19 protein-coding genes are annotated in these 20,401 nt (G+C 73.3%); 6 read left to right on the top strand and 13 right to left on the bottom strand.

Annotated features, from left to right (window positions below; translation table 11 throughout):
• Positions 1 to 11: 11 nt before the first annotated feature.
• The 9 genes from BU204_RS21525 to hemA all read right to left on the bottom strand — a co-directional run bounded on the left by BU204_RS21525 (position 12) and on the right by hemA (position 9,247).
• Positions 12 to 818 carry a metal ABC transporter permease gene (locus tag BU204_RS21525; RefSeq protein WP_075127519.1) on the bottom strand — a complete coding sequence of 269 codons (807 nt, stop codon included), beginning with the start codon at positions 816 to 818 and terminating at the stop codon, positions 12 to 14.
• Positions 815 to 1,603 carry a metal ABC transporter ATP-binding protein gene (locus tag BU204_RS21530; RefSeq protein WP_075127520.1) on the bottom strand — a complete coding sequence of 263 codons (789 nt, stop codon included), beginning with the start codon at positions 1,601 to 1,603 and terminating at the stop codon, positions 815 to 817. The genes BU204_RS21525 and BU204_RS21530 overlap by 4 nt, the downstream gene beginning before the upstream one ends.
• Positions 1,584 to 2,561, bottom strand: coding sequence for a metal ABC transporter substrate-binding protein (locus BU204_RS21535; protein WP_075127521.1), 978 nt, complete (start codon positions 2,559 to 2,561; stop codon positions 1,584 to 1,586). Before BU204_RS21535 ends, BU204_RS21530 begins: the two co-directional genes overlap by 20 nt.
• Positions 2,558 to 3,898: a glutamate-1-semialdehyde 2,1-aminomutase gene (gene hemL / locus BU204_RS21540; RefSeq protein ID WP_075127522.1), complete on the bottom strand. Its 1,341-nt coding sequence runs from the start codon at positions 3,896 to 3,898 to the stop codon at positions 2,558 to 2,560. The genes BU204_RS21535 and hemL overlap by 4 nt, the downstream gene beginning before the upstream one ends.
• A gap of 124 nt (positions 3,899 to 4,022) precedes the next feature.
• A complete protein-coding gene (hemF, locus tag BU204_RS21545) occupies positions 4,023 to 4,925 on the bottom strand; it encodes an oxygen-dependent coproporphyrinogen oxidase (protein ID WP_075127523.1) in 903 nt (300 codons plus the stop codon).
• Positions 4,922 to 5,944 (bottom strand): uroporphyrinogen decarboxylase, encoded by a 1,023-nt coding sequence (gene hemE / locus BU204_RS21550; protein WP_075127524.1) that lies wholly within the window; start codon positions 5,942 to 5,944, stop codon positions 4,922 to 4,924. The genes hemF and hemE overlap by 4 nt, the downstream gene beginning before the upstream one ends.
• Positions 5,941 to 6,927 (bottom strand): porphobilinogen synthase, encoded by a 987-nt coding sequence (hemB, locus tag BU204_RS21555; RefSeq protein WP_075127525.1) that lies wholly within the window; start codon positions 6,925 to 6,927, stop codon positions 5,941 to 5,943. The genes hemE and hemB overlap by 4 nt, the downstream gene beginning before the upstream one ends.
• 68 nt (positions 6,928 to 6,995) lie before the next feature.
• A complete protein-coding gene (hemC, locus tag BU204_RS21560; protein WP_075127526.1) occupies positions 6,996 to 7,961 on the bottom strand; it encodes a hydroxymethylbilane synthase in 966 nt (321 codons plus the stop codon).
• Positions 7,958 to 9,247: a glutamyl-tRNA reductase gene (gene hemA, locus BU204_RS21565; protein WP_075127527.1), complete on the bottom strand. Its 1,290-nt coding sequence runs from the start codon at positions 9,245 to 9,247 to the stop codon at positions 7,958 to 7,960. The genes hemC and hemA overlap by 4 nt, the downstream gene beginning before the upstream one ends.
• A gap of 186 nt (positions 9,248 to 9,433) precedes the next feature.
• Here hemA and hemG point away from each other — a divergent pair, with 186 nt between their 5' ends.
• From hemG to BU204_RS21585, 4 genes are read left to right on the top strand one after another with little or no spacing between them, the layout of a single operon-like run.
• Positions 9,434 to 10,831 (top strand): protoporphyrinogen oxidase, encoded by a 1,398-nt coding sequence (gene hemG, locus BU204_RS21570; RefSeq protein WP_083661500.1) that lies wholly within the window; start codon positions 9,434 to 9,436, stop codon positions 10,829 to 10,831.
• A complete protein-coding gene (locus BU204_RS21575) occupies positions 10,828 to 11,739 on the top strand; it encodes an ABC transporter ATP-binding protein (protein WP_075127529.1) in 912 nt (303 codons plus the stop codon). Before hemG ends, BU204_RS21575 begins: the two co-directional genes overlap by 4 nt.
• Positions 11,736 to 12,500: an ABC transporter permease gene (locus tag BU204_RS21580; RefSeq protein WP_075127530.1), complete on the top strand. Its 765-nt coding sequence runs from the start codon at positions 11,736 to 11,738 to the stop codon at positions 12,498 to 12,500. The genes BU204_RS21575 and BU204_RS21580 overlap by 4 nt, the downstream gene beginning before the upstream one ends.
• A gap of 31 nt (positions 12,501 to 12,531) precedes the next feature.
• Positions 12,532 to 13,668, top strand: coding sequence for an MFS transporter (locus tag BU204_RS21585; protein WP_075127531.1), 1,137 nt, complete (start codon positions 12,532 to 12,534; stop codon positions 13,666 to 13,668).
• A 13-nt stretch (positions 13,669 to 13,681) separates the two neighbouring features.
• On the opposite strand, the gene BU204_RS21590 is transcribed toward BU204_RS21585, so the two are convergent.
• The 4 genes from BU204_RS21590 to BU204_RS21605 all read right to left on the bottom strand — a co-directional run bounded on the left by BU204_RS21590 (position 13,682) and on the right by BU204_RS21605 (position 17,991).
• Complete coding sequence (locus BU204_RS21590; RefSeq protein WP_075127532.1) at positions 13,682 to 14,734, bottom strand: alpha/beta fold hydrolase; 1,053 nt, start codon at positions 14,732 to 14,734, stop codon at positions 13,682 to 13,684.
• A 13-nt stretch (positions 14,735 to 14,747) separates the two neighbouring features.
• Positions 14,748 to 16,010 (bottom strand): esterase/lipase family protein, encoded by a 1,263-nt coding sequence (locus BU204_RS21595; RefSeq protein WP_075127533.1) that lies wholly within the window; start codon positions 16,008 to 16,010, stop codon positions 14,748 to 14,750.
• A complete protein-coding gene (locus BU204_RS21600; RefSeq protein ID WP_075127534.1) occupies positions 16,010 to 16,855 on the bottom strand; it encodes an alpha/beta fold hydrolase in 846 nt (281 codons plus the stop codon). The genes BU204_RS21595 and BU204_RS21600 overlap by 1 nt, the downstream gene beginning before the upstream one ends.
• Positions 16,856 to 16,992: 137 nt before the next feature.
• The gene (locus BU204_RS21605; RefSeq protein ID WP_198942944.1) at positions 16,993 to 17,991 is read right to left on the bottom strand and encodes a LacI family DNA-binding transcriptional regulator; all 999 of its coding nucleotides are present in this window, start codon (positions 17,989 to 17,991) and stop codon (positions 16,993 to 16,995) included.
• A gap of 256 nt (positions 17,992 to 18,247) precedes the next feature.
• Here BU204_RS21605 and BU204_RS21610 point away from each other — a divergent pair, with 256 nt between their 5' ends.
• Together BU204_RS21610 and BU204_RS21615 are read left to right on the top strand one after the other, a co-directional pair.
• A complete protein-coding gene (locus tag BU204_RS21610) occupies positions 18,248 to 19,501 on the top strand; it encodes an extracellular solute-binding protein (RefSeq protein WP_075127535.1) in 1,254 nt (417 codons plus the stop codon).
• Positions 19,498 to 20,400, top strand: coding sequence for a carbohydrate ABC transporter permease (locus tag BU204_RS21615; protein ID WP_075127536.1), 903 nt, complete (start codon positions 19,498 to 19,500; stop codon positions 20,398 to 20,400). The genes BU204_RS21610 and BU204_RS21615 overlap by 4 nt, the downstream gene beginning before the upstream one ends.
• The last annotated feature ends 1 nt before the right edge of the window (position 20,401 follow it).

Genomic DNA, 20,401 nt, shown 5'->3' on the forward strand with positions numbered 1-20,401 from the left:
GCAATTGCAAATTAGTGGTGATAACGGGCGGTACCGGCGTACACGACGGCGAACACCACGGCACCCACCAGAACGATCGTCGTCCCGCTCGGCACGTCGACGTGGTAGCTGAGGTTCATCCCGACGAACCCGGTCCCGGCGCCGACGAGGGCCGCGACCGGGAGCAGGAGGGCGAAGGTGCGGGCCAGCATCCGCGCGACCACCGCGGGGACCACCAACGCCGCGGCCACCAGTGTCACCCCGATGATCGTGAGGGTGGCGAGGATCGCGAGCGAGAGCACGCACATCAGCAGCACGTCGACCCGCCCCACCGCGATCCCGGAGGCGGCGGCGACCTCGGGGTCGAACGTGGTGAACAGCAGCGCCCGGTAGCGGGTGAGGACGGCCACCACCGCCAGGACCAGAACCCCCGCCACCACGACCACGTCCAGCGTCCGCACCCCGACGATCGAGCCGAACAGGGCGGCGTCGAACGAGGGGCCGCGGCTGCCGAAGACGGTCAGCAACGCGACACCGAGCGCGAACGAGGCGGTCGTGACGACACCGATCGCCGCGTCCGAGCCGATACCCCGGGACCTGGCCACCCGGTTGATCACCAGTGCGCTGGCCACCCCCCACACCCCGGCGGCGAGGTAGTAGTCCACCTGGACCAGCGAGGCGGCGGCGAACCCGCCGAACACCGAGTGGGACAACCCGTGCCCGAGGTAGGACATCCCGCGCAGGGTGATGAACACGCCGGTGAGCCCGCAGAGCGCCCCGGCGAGCGTGGCCACCAGCACCCCGTTGACGAAGAACTCGAACCGGAACGGATCGATCATGAGACGCCCACCCGCCGGCCTGCTTCGCGGTCCACCACGACGCGGAGGCCGAGGTGCTCCAGGACCTCGAGGCGTGCGCCGAAGGTGCGCTCGAGGATGTCGGGGCGGATCACCGACTCCGGTGGACCGTGTGCGACGACGGTCCGGGCCAGGCAGATCACCCGCGGCAGGTGGGTGGCGATCCCGTTGAGGTCGTGGGTGGTCAGCAGGATCGCCGTCCCGCGACGGTTCAGCTCGCCGAGCAGGTGCAGGATGTCGTGCCGGGTGGCCAGGTCCAGGCCGCTGGTCGGCTCGTCGAGGAGCAGCAGCGCCGGACGACGCAACAGCGCCCTGGCCAGGAACATCCGCTGCTGCTGTCCACCGGACAGCTCCCGCACCCGGCGGCCCGCCACCGACGCGATGCCCAACCGCTCCAGCACCTCGGCCACCTCGAGCCGCTCGGCCCGGGTCGGCCACGGCCACGGTCTGCTCTGGCGGCGAGCCATCAGCACGCACTCCCGCACGGTCACCGGGAAGTCCCAGTTGATCGTCTCCAGTTGGGGCACGTAGCCGACCGCCAGCCCCGGCCGGCGGCGGACGACGCCCCGGGTCGGGCGCAGCGTGCCGAGCAGCAGCCGCAGCAGGGTCGTCTTGCCAGAGCCGGACGGGCCGACGACGGCCGTGAGCTCCTCCGGCGTCACGGTCAGGTCCACGCCGTACACCGCCGGCGTGCCACCGTAGGAGTGGTCTACTCCGGACAGCTCGACGAGCGTCCCCTCGGTCGGGCTACTGGGGATAGTGCGCATCGGCCGCGCTCACGTCCTCGATCTCCAGTGCCCGCAGCGCCGGCGCGCTGCCGCCCAGCGCCTCGATCATCGTCACGTAGTCGAACCGCATGAGGCCCAGCCAGGAATGCTCGGGGTCCCCCGGCTCGCCGGGCAGGTCGTCGTCGCGCAGCACGTCGACGTACCGCACCCCGGTCGCCGCCCCGATCTGCTCGAGCACCCTGGACGGGAAGACCTCCGACCCGAACACCGCCCGCACGTCCTCGCGCCGCACCTGGTCGATCAGCGCGGCCACCTCGCGCGGCGTCGGGTCCTCGAAGTTCTCCGGCTGGATCGCGCCGACCACGCGCCAGCCGAACGTGCGGGCGAAGTAGGCGTAGGCGTCGTGGTAGGTCAGGAGCTCCCGCCGCTCCCGCGGCAGCGACTCCTGGTCGGCCCGCAGCGCGTCGGCGAGCCCGTCCGCCCGCGCCACGAACGCGGCCGCGTTCGCCCGGTAGTCCTCGGCGCCGTCGGGGTCGAGCTCCACCAGCGTGTCGCGCACCTTCTCGGCGTACCGCGCGGCGAAGGTCGGGTCTGTCCACAGGTGAGGGTTGGGCTTGCCCTCCTCGCGCGGGAACGAGAAGTCGTAGATGTACTCCGACTCCGGCAGCACCGAGCCCAGCTCGACGACCGGCGTACCGGACTCGATGGTCCGCTCGGCCAGCTCGACGGTCGGCTCCTCGAGCCGCAGACCGTTGACGAAGACGACGTCGGCGAGCGCCAGCGCCTCCCCCGCGCTCGGCGGCGGGTCGAAGGTGTGGCTGTTGGTGCCCTCGGGCACCAGGCCGGTCACCCGCCCCCGGTCGCCGACGACGTCGGCGACGATGCTGGTCAGGGGGGCGACCGTGGTCACCACCTGTAAGCCGGGCTCCTCGGCGGACCCCTCGGGTGCGCAGGCGACCAGGACGGCCAGCAGCGCGGCTGGCGCGACACGCCTCATTCCTCTCTCCCTTCCTGGGTGGCTTCGGCGGTGACTTCGGCGGCGGCCGGGAGCGCGGCGTGCACGCGGGCGAGCGCGGCGTCGTCGAGGGCACCGGAGACGAACCACGCCTCGAACGCCGACGGCGGCAGGTAGACGCCGCGGGCCAGCATGGCGTGGAAGAACACCGCGTAGGCCCGGGTGTCCTGGGCGCCGGCCGCCGCCCGGTCGGTCACCTCGTCCCCGGTGAAGAACACCGAGAACAGGTTTCCCGCGCGCTGCACGCGGTGCGCCACCCCGACCGCCGACAGCGCCGCCGAGGCGGCGTCGGCGATGGAGCTCGCCGCGGTGTCCAGCCGGGCGTACAGGTCATCGTCGGCCAGCCGCAGCGCGGCCAGGCCCGCCGCCGTGGCCAGCGGGTTCCCCGACAGCGTCCCCGCCTGGTACACGGGTCCGTCCGGGGCCAGCCGGTCCATCAGCTCGGCCCGGCCGCCGAAGGCCGCGGCGGGCAGCCCGCCCCCCATGGCCTTGCCGAACGTGAGCAGGTCCGGCTCTACGCCCTCCAGCTCGCACCAGCCGCCCGGCCCGACGCGGAAACCCGTGATCACCTCGTCCACGACGAACAGCGCGCCGTACTCCCGGCAGAGCGCGGCCAGCGCTGCGGTGAACCCCGGCCTCGGCGGCACGACGCCCATGTTCGCCGGGACCGCCTCGGTGACCAGGCAGGCGATCCGCTCGCCGTGCCGCTCGAACGCCGCCCGGACGGCCTCGATGTCGTTGAAGGGCACCACGATCGTGTCGGCGACCTGTGCCGCGGCCACCCCGGCGCCCTCGGGCAGGCCCAGGGTCATGGCACCGGAGCCGGCCGAGGCGAGCAGCGCGTCGACGTGCCCGTGGTAGCACCCGGCGAACTTGACCACCGCCGGGCGTCCGGTGACCCCGCGGGCCAGCCGGATCGCCGACATCGTCGCCTCGGTGCCGGAACCGACCAGCCGCACCCGCTCGACGGCCGGCACGCGGCCGACGATGGCCTCGGCCAGCCGCACCTCGCCGGTTGTCGGCGCGCCGAAGGTGGTGCCGCGCTCGACCGCCTCCCGGACCGCGGCCAGCACGGTCGGCTCGGCGTGCCCGTGCAGCAGCGCTCCCCACGAGTTGACCAGGTCGACGTACTCCCGCCCGTCCGCGTCGGTCACCAGCGGCCCGGCGCCGGCGGTGAGGAAGCGCGGGGTGCCGCCGACGGCCTGGAAGGCGCGGACGGGCGAGTTCACCCCGCCGGGCGTCACCTCCCGCGCCCGCTCGAACAACGCCGCCGACCGCGGAACCTCGTACGGGTAGTGCAGAGTCGTGGGTGCGCTCATCGGGCAACCTCCGGAACCGTCACCTCAGGGGAACCTGGCGCAAACCAGCCACACGTACGCGACCGGGCCGAACACTCGCTGTCGAAGGCGACCAACAGGGACAAGTCCGGGGAGGCTGAACGGCTCATACGGCCACCTCGCTTCCCGCCCAGTCCCTCGGTCGCAGGAACCGGGCGACCTCGGCCTCCGGCGTGCCCGGCTCCGGTCGGACGTCGTAGGCCCAGCCGGCCACCGGCGGCATCGAGATGAGGATCGCCTCGATGTTCCCGCCCGTCTGCAGGCCGAACAGCGTTCCCCGGTCGTAGACGAGGTTGAACTCCACGTAGCGCCCGCGGCGCAGCTGCTGCCAGCGCCGCTCACGCTCGCCGTAGGGCAGCCCGCGGCGCCGGTCGAGAACGGGCAGGTAGGCGGGCAGGATCGAGGCGAGCCCGTCGACGAGGAGGTCCCGGTACGCCCCGCGGTCCCCACCGGTCAGGCCGTCGAAGAAGACCCCGCCGACGCCGCGCATCTCGCCGCGGTGGGGGATGGTGAAGTAGTCGTCGCAGGCGGCCTTCCAGGCGGGGTGGTCGGCGACGGGGTGCCTGGCGCACCAGTCCCGCAGCACCCGGTGGAAGTGCACGGCGTCCTCCTCGAAGCCGTACACGGGGGTGAGGTCCATCCCGCCGCCGAACCACCACGCCTCCCCCGCCTCCAGGTAGCGCAGGTTGGCGTGGAAGGACGGCGCGTGCGGGTTCAGCGGGTGCAGCACCATCGAGATGCCCGTCGCCCGGTAGGGCTGGCCGGCCAGCTCCGGCCTGGCCTCGCTGATCGTCGCCGGGACGGCCGAGCCGGCCACCGAGGACACGTTCACGCCGGCGCGTTCGAAGACCCGTCCGCCCTCCAGCAGGCAGACCCGGCCTCGCCCGAAGCCGGCCCGCTGCCAGGGGTCGCGTCGAAAGGGGGCACCGCCGTCGTACTCCTCGAACGCGGCCACGAGGCGGGACTGCTCGCCGAACAGCAGCTCGGCGATGGCGTCGGTGAAGGTCACGAGCCCTGGTCTCCTTCCGTCCGGGGAAACTCGTGCACGGCGTCGACCAGCCGGGCGACCGTGTCGGGGTTCGTGCCGGGCAGCACGCCGTGGCCGAGGTTGAAGATGTGCGGCCCGCCGAGGCCGGCGCGGAGCACCTCGTGTGCACCGGCGACGGCCAGCTCGGGCGTGGTCAGCAGCAGGCCCGGGTCGAGGTTGCCCTGCAGGGCCATGCCGGGCAGCTCCGCTCGGCACTCGTGCAACGGCCGCCGCCAGTCGACGCTGACAACCTCCGCCGGGAGGGACGCGATCGGCCCGTAGAGGTGGGAGGCGCCGACGGCGAGGTAGATCCGCGGCACGCGATCGCCGAGCGCCTCGAGCACGCGCCGGGCGTGGGGCAGGCCGAACCGCCCGTAGCCGGCCGCGTCGTGCACGCCGGCCCAGCTGTCGAACAGCTGCACCGCCTGGGCTCCCGCGTCGATCTGGTCGCGCAGGTACCGGATGGTGACCTCGGTCAGCTTGTCCAGCAGCGCGTCCGCGCTCACCGGGTCCTGGCGCAGCCATGCGCGGAACTCGGCATGGTCCTTGCTACCGCCGCCCTGGACCAGGTAGGTCGCGAGGGTCAGCGGCGCGCCGGCGAACCCGATCACCGGGACCGGCGAGGCGGCCCGCAGCAACCGCACCGCCTCGGCGACGAACGGCACGAGCTCCCCGGCGGCCGGCACCCGCAGCGCGTCCACATCGGACCCGGTGCGGACCGGCCGGGCGAGCACCGGGCCGGGCGCGAACTCGATGTCCACGCCCATCGGCGGCAGCGGCGTCATGATGTCGCTGAACAGGATCGCGGCGTCCAGCGGGAACCGGCGCACCGGCTGGAGGGTCACCTCCACGGCCAGCTCGGGGGTGCGGACCATCTCCCAGAACCCGTACCGCTCCTTGAGGTGGCGGTACTCGGGGAGGTAACGCCCGGCCTGGCGCATCAGCCACACGGGGGCGTGCGGGGTGGACTTCCCCCACGCGGCATCGAGAAAGACGCTCATAGCAGGCGCTCCGCGGCTTCGGTTGCCCAGTAGGTCAGGACGAGGCGGGCGCCGGCCCGGCGGATCGAGGTGAGCGACTCGACGATCGCGGCGTCCCGGTCGATCCAGCCGCGGGCGGCCGCGGCCTCCACCATCGCGTACTCCCCGGAGACCTGGTAGGCGGCGACGGGGACGGTGGCGAGCTCGCTCGCCCGCCGCACGATGTCCAGGTAGGACATGGCGGGTTTGACCATGACGATGTCGGCGCCCTCGGCGAGGTCCAGCTCGATCTCCCGGACGGCCTCGACCGCGTTGGGCGGGTCCATCTGGTACGCCCGGCGGTCCCCGTCGAGCTGCGAGTCGACAGCGTCGCGGAACGGCCCGTAGAAGGCGGAGGCGTACTTGGCCGCGTAGGCCAGGATCGCCACACCCTGGTGGCCGCCGCGGTCGAGGGCGGCCCGGATGGCGGCGACCTGGCCGTCCATCATGCCGCTCGGCCCGACCACGCCGCAGCCGGCCTCGGCGAGCGCGAGGGCCATGTCGGCGTAACGGCCGAGCGTGGCGTCGTTGTCGACCTCGCCATCCGGTCCGAGCACGCCGCAGTGGCCGTGGTCGGTGAACTCGTCGAGGCACAGGTCGGCCATCACCACGCCGTCCTGGCCCACCTCGGCGACGACGTCGCGGACCGCCCGGTTGAGGATGCCGTCCGGGTCGGTGGCGGCCGTGCCCCCGGGGTCCCGAACCGCGGGGACGGCGAACAGCATGAGCCCGCCGACCCCGGCCGCGAGCGCGTCGTGTGCCGCCTTGCGCAACGACTCCAGGGTGTGCTGGACGACCCCCGGCAGCGAGGGCACCGGCACCGGTTCGGTGATGCCCTCCTTGACGAACAACGGCAGCACCAGCTGTCGCGCGACGACCTCCGTCTCGGCCACCAGCCGCCGAACCGCGGTGGTGCGCCGCAACCGCCGTGGCCGGACCACCGGCACCCTGACCAACTCGCTCATGTCCGCCTCCCCGGGATCGATCCCGCTGGCTGTGTGTTCGGCTCGAGCACGTACGTGTGGCCGGCGCGTCACGTTCCGCTCCCCGCGACCGGGGTCGGCACGCTGCGCGGGTCGGCCGGGGCGAGGTCCGCGGCCGCGGCGAGCAGCGCGTGCGCGCCGGCGTCCCGCAGCCGGCCGGCGACGGCGAGACCGAGCGCCTGCGCCGACTCCGCCGGACCGCTGCTCGTCGCCCGCAGGACAGTGCGCCCGTCCGGGGCCGCGGCCAGACCGGTGACGTGCAGTTCCCCACCCGCCAGGTGCGCGTGCGCGCCGACCGGCGCGGTGCAGCCCGCGTCCAACCCGGCCAGCACCGCGCGCTCCGCGGTCACCACACACCGGGTGGGGCCGTGCTCCACGGTGGACACCACGGCGGCGGTCAGCGGGTCGTCCGCGCGGCACTCCACGGCGAGCGCACCCTGGGCCGGCGCGGGGACGAGCTCCTCGACCGGCAGCGGGCGCACCCCGGGACCGACCGCGTCCAGGCGGGACAGGCCGGCCATCGCCAGCACCACACCCTCCAGCTCGCCCACCCGGGACAGCCGGCTGTCCACGTTGCCTCGCAACGGGACCAGCTCCAGCTCCGGGTTCGCCGCGAGCAGCTGCGCGGCCCGCCTCGGCGAGCCGGTGCCGACCCGGGAACCGGGAGCGAGGTCCCTCGCCGCCCGGCCGTCCCGGGTGACCAGGGCGTCGCGCTCGTCGGCCCGGACCGGCACCGCGGCCAGTCGAAGGCGTGGGTCCGGCGCGGTGGGCAGGTCCTTGTAGGAGTGCACGACGAGGTCCACCTCGCCCGCGGCCAGTGCCTCCCGCAGGGCGGCGACGAACACCCCGACGCTGCCGAAACTGGCGATCGGGGCGCCGCTCTCGTCGCCCGCGGACGACATCGGCACCAGCTCGACGGCGCGTCCGGACGCCGCGGCGAGCGCGTCGGCCACCCACCGGGACTGGACCAGGGCCAGCGTGCTGCGCCGGGTACCGAGCCTCAGCGGCGTGTTCATGATCGGCTCACCTCGTCCTCGTTCTCCTTGGGGATGCCGAACACCCGGTAGAGGGCGTCGACGTAGACCTCGCCGTCCGCGGCCGCGGACAGCTCCCTGATCCGCACCGTGGGGCGGTGCAACAGCTTCTGTGCGACCCGGTGCATCGCGGTCTCGGTCTCGGTGCGCTCGCGGTCGCCGAGCGTGGGCAGCCGGGTGTGCAGCCGGGTCAGCTCGGCGCCCACCAGCTCGCTCGCGCGTACCCGCAGTGCCGAGATCAGCGGTGCGGCCGACATCGCCCGGTCGCGCGCGGCGAACGCAGCGGCCTCCTCGGCCACGACGCGCCAGGCGGCGTCCAGCTCGGACACCTCACCCCGACCGGCCAGCGAACCGCCGAGCACGTCCAGGTCCACCAGCGTCACGCCGTCGACGTCCCGGCAGGCGGGGTCGATGTCCCGCGGCATGGCCAGGTCGAGCGCGAACAGCGGCCGGTTGCCGACGGCGCGGCGCGCCGCGCGCAGTACGTCCGCGGTGATCACGTGCTGGGGCGCGCCGGTGGAGGACACCAGGAGGTCGCAGCCGGCCAGGGCCTCGGCAAGCGCGCCCGGTGGGACCACCGAGCCGCCGACCTCGTCGGCCAGGCGGGCCGCGTTGGCCGTGCCGCGGCCGGCGATCCGGATCTCGGCGAGCCCCTCGGAGCGCAGCGCGCGGGCGGCAAGCGTGCCGATCGTGCCCGAGCCCACCAGCACCGCACGCCGGCCGTGCAGGCCGCCGAGCGTCGCCCGGCCGAGCTCGAGACCGGCGTCGAGCAGTGACGGCGCCGCCCTGCCGATCCCGGTCTCGGTGCGGGCCCGCCTGCTCGCCCGGAACGCGGTGTCCAGCGCACCGCCCAGCACGCCGCCGACCACACCCGCGGCCCGAGCGGTCCGCAGCGCGGCGCGCAGCTGGGCGACGATGTGCTCCTCACCGGTCGCCATCGAGTCCAGCCCGCAGGCGACCGCGCAGAGGTGGGTCACGGCCTCGGCGCCATGCCGCACCCGGAGGAACCCGCAGGTCTCGGCGACCGACAGGCCGGCGCGGGCGGCGAAGAAGTGGTCGACCGCGTGCGAGGCGGCGTGCACCGAGCCCTTCGGCGCCACGTAGACCTCGGTGCGGTTGCAGGTGGACAACAGCAGAACCTCCCCGATGGCGGGGCTCGCGCGCAGTCGCTCCAGCGCGCCGTCCTGCTCGCCCGCGGGCACCGCCAGCCGCTCCAGCAGGTCGGTCGCGGCCGACTTGAAACTGGCCCCGATCGCAAGAATCGCCATGAGACGTCTCACCGTTCGCTTCTCGAATGGAGTGCGACCGACGATATTCGCGCATTCTCGCCCATTTCAAGGAAATACGACGACAACCGCACTTCCAGCCATAACCGCACTTAGCGCGACAGGCGACGGTAAACCGGTGCTAGCGTTCGGCCGCGAACTCCAGGCGAGAAACGAGGGTGAGCAGACGTGTCGAACGAATTGGATGTTCTCGTGGTCGGTGGCGGGGTCACCGGCCTGACCGTCGCGCAGCAGGTCGGCGCGGCCGCGCCGCGTACCTCCGTCGCGGTCCTCGAGGCCGGCGAGCGGGTCGGCGGAATCGTCGGCTCCTACCGGCGGGAGGGGTACACGGTGGACACCGGCCCGCACGGGTTCGTCGTCTACGGCCCCGGCGGCGTCTCCGACCTGGCCAGCGAGCTCGGCCTGGACGACGAGCTGATGGCCGCCGAACCCGCGGCACAGCGGTTGTTCCTGCTCCGGGAGGACCACCTGCTCGAGCCGATGCCGGTCTCGGTGACCGACTTCCTGACCAGCTCGCTGCTCTCCGCCCGGGGCAAGCTGCGCGCGGCCGCCGAGGTCCTGGTGCCCCGCCGGCTCGCCGAGGAGCCGTTCTTCCACTTCACCGCGCGCCGCTTCGGCACCGAGGTCGCCGAGGCACTGGCGGTTCCGGCCGTTCTGGGCGTCACCGGCGGCGATTCCAGGAATCTCAGCGTGGACGCGAAGTTCCCCTTCATAAGGCAGCTGGAACGCGACCATCGAAGCATTCTGCTTGGCGCACTGAAAGTGACGTGGAAACAGCAACGGGCGGCCGGGAAGCGATTCCCGACGCTGCCCAGGTTCGAGGAGTTCGGGATGCGGTTGTTCAGCTTCCGCGGGCACGGGATGCAGCGGCTGGTCGACGCGCTGGAGAAGTCGCTGACCGACCGGGTCCGGCTGGGGGCGCGGGTCGTCGCGCTGGACCGCGACGAGGACCGCTGGCGAGCCACGCTGAGCACCGGGGAGTCGGTGCGAGCGGCGCAGGTGGTGCTCGCCCTGCCGGCCCACGCGGCGGCGGCGCTGCTCGGCCCCCACCTGCCCCGGCTGGCCGCGACGCTGACCGAGATCCCGCACCCGGACGTGCGGGTGGTCGGGATCGGCTACCGGCGGGCGGACCTTCGCCGCCAGCCGGACGGCATCGGCTTCCTCACGATCCCCACCGAGCACACCCACATCCTCGGCACGATCCACACCTCGACGATCTTCCCCGACCAGGCGCCGCCGGACACCGTGCTGATCCGCACGCTGGCCGGCGGCGTCCAGGACCGGGCGTTCGCCGAGTTGTCGCCGGCGGACGCGGTGGAGACGATCCACCAGGACCTGCGCCGGGTGTTCGGCATCAGCGGCCGCCCGGTGTTCTCCTTCGACCACCTGTGGCGGCGGGCGATTCCGGAGTACCAGGTCGGCCACCGCGCCCGGATGGACGCGGGTCTCGCCGAGGTGGCCCGGCTCGGCGGGCTGCACCTGGCCGGCAACACCTACCACGGCGTCGGCGTCAACGACTGCGTGCGCGACGCCCGCCGGGTGGCCGCGGACGTGCTGGGCTCATGAGCGCCCCGCCCGCCATCACGGTCGAGGACCTGACCGTGCGCTACGGCGACCGGGTCGCCGTGGACGGGGTGTCCTTCCGGCTGCGGCGCGGCGAGGTGCTGGCTTTGCTCGGCCCGAACGGCGCCGGCAAGACCTCGATCGTCGAGGTGTGCGAGGGCTACCGGCGGGCCGGCGGCGGGACCGTCGAGGTGCTCGGGCTCGACCCGTTCGCCGACCACGACCGGCTGACGCCGCGGATGGGGATCATGCTCCAGTCCGGCGGGGTGCACCCGCGGGTCTCGGCGGCCGACATGCTCGAGCTGTTCGCCTCGTTCGCCGCACACCCGCTCGAGGTCGACCTGCTGGTCGACCGCCTCGATCTCGGTGGGTTCCTGCACACCCCCTTCATCCGGCTCTCCGGCGGCGAGCGCCAGCGGCTGGCGATGGCGCTCGCCCTGGTCGGCCGGCCGGAGGTGGTGTTCCTGGACGAGCCGACCGCGGGCATGGACCCGCGGGGGCGGTACCGCACCTGGGAGCTGGTGGACGAGCTGCGCTCGTGCGGGGTCGCGGTGCTGCTCACCACCCACCTGCTCGACGAGGCCGAGCGGCTGGCCGACCAGGTCGTCATCATCGACCGCGGCCGGCTCCTCGCGGCCGGCTCGCCCGAGGCGCTCACCGGCATGGGCGGGGTGGGCAGGCTGACGCTCACGGCCACGCCCGGCCTCCCGGTGGCGGCGATGCCCGCCGGGCTCGTCGCCGCGGAGGAGCCGGCGGGCACCTACCTGGTCGAGGGCGCGCTCGACACCGCCGGCCTGGCCGCGGTGCTGACCTGGTGCCTGGCCGAGGGTGCGACGGTGACCGGCCTGCGCACCGAAAGCCGCACGCTCGAGGACGTGTTCCTGGAGCTGACCGCTCGGGAGGCGGCGTGAACGGGAAGGAACCGGCCTTCGCCCCGGCGCCCGGCCGGGCGCCGACGACCACCATCCTGCGCCACCAGACGGCGCTGGAGATCCGCCTCATCCTGCGCCGGGGCGAGACGCTCGTGCTCAACGTGCTCGTGCCGCTCGCCGCCCTGCTGGGGGTGGGGCTGACCGACGTGATCCGCCTGCCCGAGGAGGACCGGCTCGGGTTCGTCGTGCCGGGCGTGATCGGGCTCGCGGTGATGTCGACCGCGTTCACCGGGCAGGCGATCAACACCGGCTACGAGCGCGCCTACGGCGTGCTGAAGCTGCTCGGGGGCTCGGCGCTGCGCAGGTCGGGCGTGCTGGTGGCCAAGACCGCCGCGGTGCTGGCCGTGATCGCGCTCCAGGTGGCCCTGCTGGTCTCGGTGGGCGTCGCGCTGGGCTGGCGGCCGCAGCTGTCGATGCTGGCGCCGGCGCTGGCCCTGGTGCTCCTGGCCACGGCGCTGTTCTCGTCGTTCGGGCTGCTGCTGGCCGGCACGCTGCCCGCCCAGGCGACGGCCGGTGCGGCGACCCTGGTCTACCTGGTGCTGCTGGTGACCGGCGGGGTGATGTTCCCGGTGCCGGGGGCGGACCGGGTCGGCGCCGTGCTGCCGCTCTCGGCGCTCACCGACGGCCTGCGGGCCACGCTCACCCACGGTGTCGCGCCGGCGGCACTGAACTGGATCGGCCTGGCGTGCGTAGGGATGGTGGGGGTGCTCGGCACTGTCCGCTGGTTCCGCTGGGAGTGAGCTGATTACTACCTATTGTAGTATTTCGCGGGTGCGTCCGGCTCTGTACGCGACCGTGTTCGTCGACCTGCTCGGTTTCACACTGGTCCTGCCCTCGCTGCCCTTCCGGGTGGTCGAGCTCGGCGGGGACGCGCTGTGGCTCGGCGTGGTGCTGACGATGTACTCGGTGTGCCAGGCGGCGGCCGCCCCCGTGCTGGGCCGGCTCGCCGACCGGCACGGCCGGCGCCGCCTGCTGCTGCTCGGGCTGGGCGGCTCGGCGGCCTCGCTCGCGCTGATGGGGCTCGCCGACGCGCTGTGGCTGCTGCTGGTGGCCCGGGCGGTGGCGGGCGCCTGCGGCGGGAGCATCGGTGTGGCCCAGGCCTTCGCGGCCGAGCTCGCCGGACCGGCCGGGCGGACGAGGGCGATGGGCCACGTCGGCGCCGCGGTCGGGCTCGCGTTCACGGTGGGGCCCGCGCTCGGTGCGCTGGCGGCCCCGCTCGGCTTCGCCACCACGGCCTACCTCGGCGCCGGCCTGGCACTGGCGAACCTGGCGCTGGCCGCGGCCGTGCTGCCCGCCAACCCCCCGGCCAACCCGTCCGGCGCGGCCGCGCCGCACCGCCGGGTCGCCCCGCTGCCGCTGCTGCTGGCGGGCTTCGCGGCGATGGCCGCGTTCGTCGGGATGGAGACCACCGTCGCCTTCCTCGCCGCCGCGCGGTTCGGCGCGGGGCCGGGGCTGGTCGGTGTGCTGCTCGCCCTGGCCGGGTTGACGCTGGTGATCGTGCAGGGCCTGCTGGTCGGCCCGGCGGCCAGGCGGTGGGGCGAGGTCGGGGTGGCGACCGTGGGCGCGGCGGCGATGGCGGCCGGACTGCTGGCCATGCCCGTGCTCGCCGAGGTGCCGTTCGTCGTCGCGGTGCTCGTCGTCTCCGCCGGCAACGGGCTGGTCACCGCGACCGTGGCGAGCCTGCTCGCGGGGGCGGGCCCGCCCGAGCAGCTCGGGGCGCGGATGGGTCAGGGCCAGTCGGCCGCGGCCGTCGCCCGCGCCGCCGGACCGCTGGCCTCCGGGGCCCTGTTCGGCGTCGCGATGGCGATGCCGTACCTCCTGGGCGCGCTGCTCTCGGTCGGGGTCGCCGCGTCGGTGTCCACCCGCCGCGCCCGCCGGCCGGCCGGGTCGGTGCCAGGAGCGGCGTGAGCGGGCGCCGTTCTCACCCCTTGGCGAGGATCTCCCGCAGTGCGGCGACGAACTCCGCCGGCCGCTCCAGGTGCGGGCTGTGCCCGGTGTCGGGGAACACGACCTCGTCGAACGTGCCGCCGGCCCGGGCGTAGCGCTCCAGCACCGCCCGGGTCTGGGCGACCATCGGCTGCGGCGGGTGGGTCCCGGCACCGGGCCAGTCGGGCAGGGCACCCACCGACCCGAGGAACGCCAGGTCGAACACGGAGGCGTCCGAGACGATCTGGTCGTCCGCGCCGCGGATCCAGCAGATCGGCGGCTTGGGTGAGATCGTGTGCAGGTCGTCGATCCGGAAGTGGTTGGGCGCCATGCTGTTCAGCACGCCGCGCCCGCCCGCGGCGACGCCAGGCCAGTCCCGCGCGGCGACCAGGTCACCCGGGTAGTGGTCCTCGCCGGTGCGGGTGCTCAGCATGGACTCCACCAGCACCTCGAGGTCCGCCGGGCGTAGCGGCGGTTTGACGTAGTAGGACAGCAGCACCTGCCGCGGCGACAGCGGCGAGTCGTCCGAGCGGTCCCCGGCGGCGAGCAGCCGGACGAAGTCGGGGTTGGCCGCGCCACCGCCCGCGCCGAGACCGGCCGGGCCGAGCGGCTCGCCGTCCACGCCGCGGGTGCCGCCGAACCCGTACGGAGAGACCGGGTTGACCAGCGTCGCCGTCCGCACCGCGGTGGGGTCCGCACGCAGGATCCGCAGCACGACACCGCCGCCCATGCTCCAGCCGACCAGGTGCGGCGAGCCGAGGTCGAGCGCACGCACCAGTGCGACCACGTCCTCGGCGTGGTCGCGCAGGCCCCGGGTCGCGTCGACCGGCAGCGGGTCGGTGTCGCCGAAGCCGCGCAGGTCGACCGCGAGCGGGCGGTAGCCCTCGGGCAGGTCGAGCATGGTCCGCTGCCAGAACAGGCTCGAGGAGACGTTGCCGTGGACGAACAGCACCGGCGTGCCGGTCCGGCCGTCGACCTCGAGGACGTTCGCGGTGAGCCGCTCGGTGGGGACGCGGCGCGCGACGATCCCCGGCAGGAGAGTGATCATGAACGCGTACCTTTCAGGCGAGCCAGCCCGCCACGGTCGCCGAGACCGCTGACGCCCAGCCGAGTTGGAGGTGGTTCGCGGTGCCGACCAGGGCGGTGGCACCGACGGTCGTGATGCCCGTCGTGGACAGTGCACTCGAGACGAACACGACGCCGTCGCTGGGGCCGCGGGTCTCGTTCCAGATGCCCACGACGGTCGGCGCGCCACCCGCGAGCAGGTACACCGGCACGTCGGCCGGCGTGGGGGCGGACCGGATGCGGGCGACCAGCGAGCCGGCGTCGATCGCGGCCTGGATGCCGGGGCCTTCGGTGTAGAAGCCGCGCCCGCCGTGGTAGGTGGTGTACCAGTCCTGGGTGGCCGTGTTCAGGCCGTACACGCCGTCCCAGCGGGCGAGCATCTGCCGCTGGCCGGGGTAGGCGTCGAAGCCGCCGGCCGGCGTGATCGACAGCTCCGGGTGGCGGGTGAGGCTGCCCAAACAGGTCATCGCCGTGTGCGGGCTCGGTGCGTTCACCGTGCCGCCGCACTCGGGCCAGACGGAGAAGTCGTGCGCCCAGCCGTGGGCGAACGGGTAGTCGTACCCGCCGTTCGGGCCGCCGAGGGTGACCAGCCGGCGCACGTCGCCGGCGTAGGGGCGGCCCCAGGCCGGCCGCACCGAGGCGAGGTACATCCGGGCCGACATCATGCCCTTGCTCCAGCCGACCACGTCCACGCGCGGCACCCCGAGCCGGGCCCGGATGACCGCGACGGCGTCGCCGACCTGTTGCGCCTGCTGGAGGTTGTCCCCCTGCTTGTGGGCGAACCCGATGGCGAACACGCGGTGTCCGCGCGCGCTCAGGTACTGCATGAGGCCGGTGGACGGGCAGCTCGCCGACCCGCAGCCGAAGTCACCGGACTCGCCGGGGTTGGCCCAGGCGCGGTCGGGGTTGTCGTTGGCGCCGTGCACGAGCAGCACCGGCGTCGCCTTCGACCCGGTGTCCCAGCCCGGCGCCGAGTAGAGCAGGAACCGGGACGAGGAGGGCCGCGCGACGCCGCCGAAGAAGACCCGCCGCTGCCCGTCCTGGTCGCCGCGCCCGTCCGGCGGGTACTGCTCGTCGCGGAACCCCGGGGTCGTGTCCCGGTACCGGTCGACCGAGGCCCACCCGTTGGCGACGTCGGTAAAGGTGGCCTCGCGGACCAGGTGGGCCGGGTCGGCCGCGGCGCCGGACGAGACCACCAGCGGCGGTCCGGTGAGCAGGCAGGCCAGCAGCGCCGCCAGGACGGCGCGGTGTCGAGGCATCAGCGCTCCTTCTCGGGGTGTCCGGCCACCGCGGCGAGCACGGCGGCGACGCCGGTGTTGTCGAACAGGACCGAGTAGTGGTTGGTGCCGGGCACCGTGCGCACGTCGAGCGGCGCCAGCGCCGCCGGGTCGGGGTAGAGCGGCACCGGCTCGTCCAGCAGCCCGCGCTCGGCACGCACGAACGGGGTTCCGGGCGGCAGTGCGGCATGGGCGGCGCGCGGCAGGTCGCCGGCGTGCAGCTCGAGCAGGTCCACCCGGACGGCCTCCTCGACCACCCGGCTGCGGTAGTCGTCCCCGTCGGGAACGAGGTCGTAGTCGACGTAGGCGGTGACCGCCGGGGACCACCGCACGAAGGCCGGGTGCCGGCGCCAGAAGTCGCGGTAGGCCAGCGGGTCGGCGAACCGCATGCGCAACCGGGCGGCGGCCGGCCCGAGCGCGGCCTCGGGGTCGGCGACCGGGGGCAGCTGCGCTCCCCCGTCCACCAGCACGAGCCGGGCCACCCGAGCGGGGTGCCGCATGGCCAGCACGGCCGCCACGAAGGCTCCCATCGAATGCCCGACGACCCGCGCGCGACCCACCCCGAGGTGGTCGAGCACGGCCAGGCAGTCCGCCGCGTGGGCGGCCATCCCGTACGGCCCGCCCCGCACGCTCCCACCCCTCCCCCGAAGGTCCGGGGCGACGAGGCTGCCGGCGGCCGCCGCCACCGCGCCCCAGGCCCGGCTGGACGCGGTGATCCCGTGCAGCGCGAGGAGGGGCTCCCCACCGGGCTCACCCCAGACGGCGACGTTCAGCTCACCGCCGGGCACCGGGACGCGGACGTCGACCGGGGTGAGGGGGGCGGGCATCGGCGACCTCCCGAACGTGGACGGACGGCCTACGGTCACCCGCCACCCGCGTCGGGGGCAAGGTGGCCACCCACCACCGCCCGCCCACCGCCCATGGTGGGCGTCCACACCCGTTCCGCTCCCTCGGACCAGCTCCGTCAGAGCGGCGCCGTCGAGGCGCGGACCACCAGCTCGGTGGCCAGCTCGACGTGATGGGACTCGAGCTTCTCGCCGTCGGCGAGGCGTAGGGCGGTGCGCAGGGCGACGCCGCCCATCTCCCGCAGCGGCTGCCGCACGGTGGTCAGCGGCGGTGAGGCCATCCTGGCGAGCAGCGTGTCGTCGAAGCCGACCACGCTCAGGTTCTCCGGGACGCGCAGCCCTCGGCCGCGGGCGGTCTCGATGATGCCGAGCGCGATCTCGTCGTTCCCCGCGAACACCGCCGTCGGCGGCGTCGCGAGGTCGAGCAGCGCCCCGGCGCCGCGCACGCCGCTCTGGTACGTGAACTCCCCCGGCCGGACGTACTCGCCGCGCACCGGCGCCTTCTCCGCCTCCATGGCCGCGCGATAACCGTGCACGCGCGCCTGGTTGGCGCCGGCGTCGGCCGGGCCGCCCAGGTAGGCGATGCGGCGGTGGCCGAGCCGGAGCAGGTGCTGGGTCGCCGCGAAGCCGCCGGCGAAGTTGGTGGACCCGACGCTGTTGACGTCGCTGTGCGGCAGGTGCAGGGGGTCGAGCACGACCAGCGGAAGACCCGCCTGGGTCAACGCGTCCAGGTACGCCGGGGTGTACACGCTGGTGACCGCGACGAGGGCGCGCCGGCCCGCCGAGACCACGCCGCGCGCCGCCCGCGCGCCGCTGCCCGGCTGGCTGACCACCAGCGCGATGCCGGCCTCCGCGGCGGCGTCGACGATGCCCCCGAGCGCCTCGGCCACGTACGGCCTGATGTCGCCGGCGAACTGCACCTCGATCGTCGAGGGCGCGCTCTCGGCCCGGCGGACGACGGGGGTGACGTAGTCGTGCCGGTGGAGCAGCTCCTGCACGCGGGCACGGGTCTCGGGAGCCACGTCGCTGCGGCCGTTGACGACCTTGGACACGGTCGCGACGGACACCCCCGCCGCACGTGCGACGGCCGCCAACGTCGTGCGCCTGGCGCGACCCATCGCCCTCCCTCGCACACCCGGCAATTTTCGAAAAGTTTCGACGCGTCAGCTGAGGATACATTTGCACATTATCCCGGGCAATGCATCGTTCTGACCTTGACACAAATTCGATCCGCTCCCTACGCTAGCCGACACGATTTCGAAAATTTTCGGAAAATCTGCCAATGGATCTTCGGCCCGAGAACGGAGCACCATCGTGGCAACACCCATCTCCCGACGTACCGTCCTCGGCCTCGCTGCCAGCGTGCCGGTATCAATGGCTCTCTCGGCCTGTGGCACGTCCGGCCCGAGCAGCGGCGGCGGCGCGAGCTACTGGTTCCTCAGCGGCCCGCCCCAGGAAGGCATCCGGCAGGGTGCGGTGGACCGGTTCAACGAGGCCAACCCCGACACCAAGATCAGCACGAACACCTTCCTGAACGACCCCTACAAGACGAAGATCAAAACCGCGCTCGGCGCCGGCGAGGCTCCCACGATCATCTGGGGCTGGGGCGGCGGCGGGCTGCGCACCTGGGTCGACGCCGGCCATGTCGACGACCTCACCTCGTGGTTCGACGAGAACCCGAAGGTGAAGGACAAGCTGATCTCGACCTCGTTCGGCCCCGCGACCATCGACGGCAAGATCTACGCGATGCCGTGCGAGACCGCCGAGCCGATCCTCCTGTACTACAACAACAAGGTCTTCGACGACGTCGGCGTCGAGCCGCCGGAGTCGTGGGACGACATCATGGCGCTGGTGCCCAAGTTCAAGGCGAAGGGCATCGCGACGTTCTCGCTCGGTGGGCAGTCCCGCTGGACGAACATGATGTGGCTGGAGTTCCTGTTCGACCGCATCGGCGGAACCGAAGTGTTCGAGGCCGCCTTCGAGGGCGAGAAGGACGCCTGGTCCAACCCGGCGGCCATCGACGCGCTGACCAAGCTGCAGGAGCTGGTCCGGGCCGGCGGGTTCGTCGAGGGCTTCTCCTCGATCACCGCGGATTCCAACGCCGACCAGGCGCTGCTCTACACGGGCAAGGCCGCGATGATGCTGCACGGGTCCTGGTCCTACGGCATCCAGCAGGAGCTGGGCGGCGACTTCGTCCCCAGCGGCGGGCTCGGCTTCATGAACTTCCCGCCGGTCGAGGGCGGCACCGGCGACCCGAGCAACACCGTCGGCAACCCCGGTCAGTACCTGTCCATCTACTCCAAGGCCAGTGCCGAGCAGAAGGAGATCGCGAAGAAGTTCTTCACCAACGGCGTCCTTGACGACCAGGAGGTGAAGGACTGGATCGACTCGGGCGCGGTCCCGATCCTGAGCGGCATCGAGGATGAGCTGGCCGCCAGCAAGAACGCCGAGTTCGTCGACTTCGTCTACAAGACCGCCAACGAGGCCAACGTCTTCGCCCAGTCCTGGGACCAGGCACTGGACCCGAGCGCGGCATCGACCCTGCTGGACAACATCGTCAAGCTGTTCCAGCTGTCCATCTCGCCCCAGCAGTTCGCCGACAACCTCAACGCGGTCACCAACAAGTGAGTACGCCGGTCTCCGACGCGTCGCAGCGCGGCCAGCGCGGCGTCCTGCCGTGGCTGGCCGCGCCGGCGCTGGTGTTCTTCGTCGGCTTCGCCGTCCTTCCGCTCGTCGGCGTCTTCGCGCTGAGCTTCACCACCTGGGACGGCATCGGCGCCATTCGACCGTCGGGTCTGGACAGCTGGCGGGAGGTGCTCTCCGATCCCGCGCTGCCCCACGCGGTCTGGGTGACCTTCCTGGTGATGGTCGTGTCCTGGGCGGTCCAGACGCCGATCAGCATCCTGCTCGGCACGTTTCTGGCCAACCAGCAACGTTACCGCGCGGTGCTGGCGGTGGTGTACTTCGTCCCGCTGCTGCTGAGCTCGGCGGCGATCGCGATCGCCTACAAGGCGCTGCTGGACCCGAACTTCGGCCTCGGCGCCGGGCTGGGGATCGACTTCCTCACCCAGGACTGGCTCGGCCGGCCCACGCTCGCGTTCAGCCTCGTCGTGTTCGTGGTGTCCTGGCAGTTCATCCCGTTCCACACGTTGATCTACCAGGGTGGCGTGCGGCAGATTCCCCAGTCGTTGTACGAGGCGGCGCAGATCGACGGCGCCGGCCGGGTCCGCCAGTTCTTCAGCATCACGCTGCCCCAGCTGAAGTACACGATCATCACCTCCTCGACGCTCATGGTGGTCGGCTCACTGACCTTCTTCGACCTCATCTTCGTGCTGACCGAGGGCGGTCCCGGCGACGCGACCCGCGTGCTCGCCCTGGACATGTACAAACGGGGTTTCGAAGCCAACGAGATGGGACCGGCCAGCGCCATCGCGGTCATCCTCGTCCTCGTCGGCCTCGGCCTCGCCCTGCTGCTGCGCAGGCTCGGTGGCCGGGACGCCAGCCAGAGCCAGTTCGAGGGGGCATGAC

The organism is Actinophytocola xanthii (assembly GCF_001921205.1).
Classification (GTDB): Bacteria; Actinomycetota; Actinomycetes; order Mycobacteriales; family Pseudonocardiaceae; genus Actinophytocola; species Actinophytocola xanthii.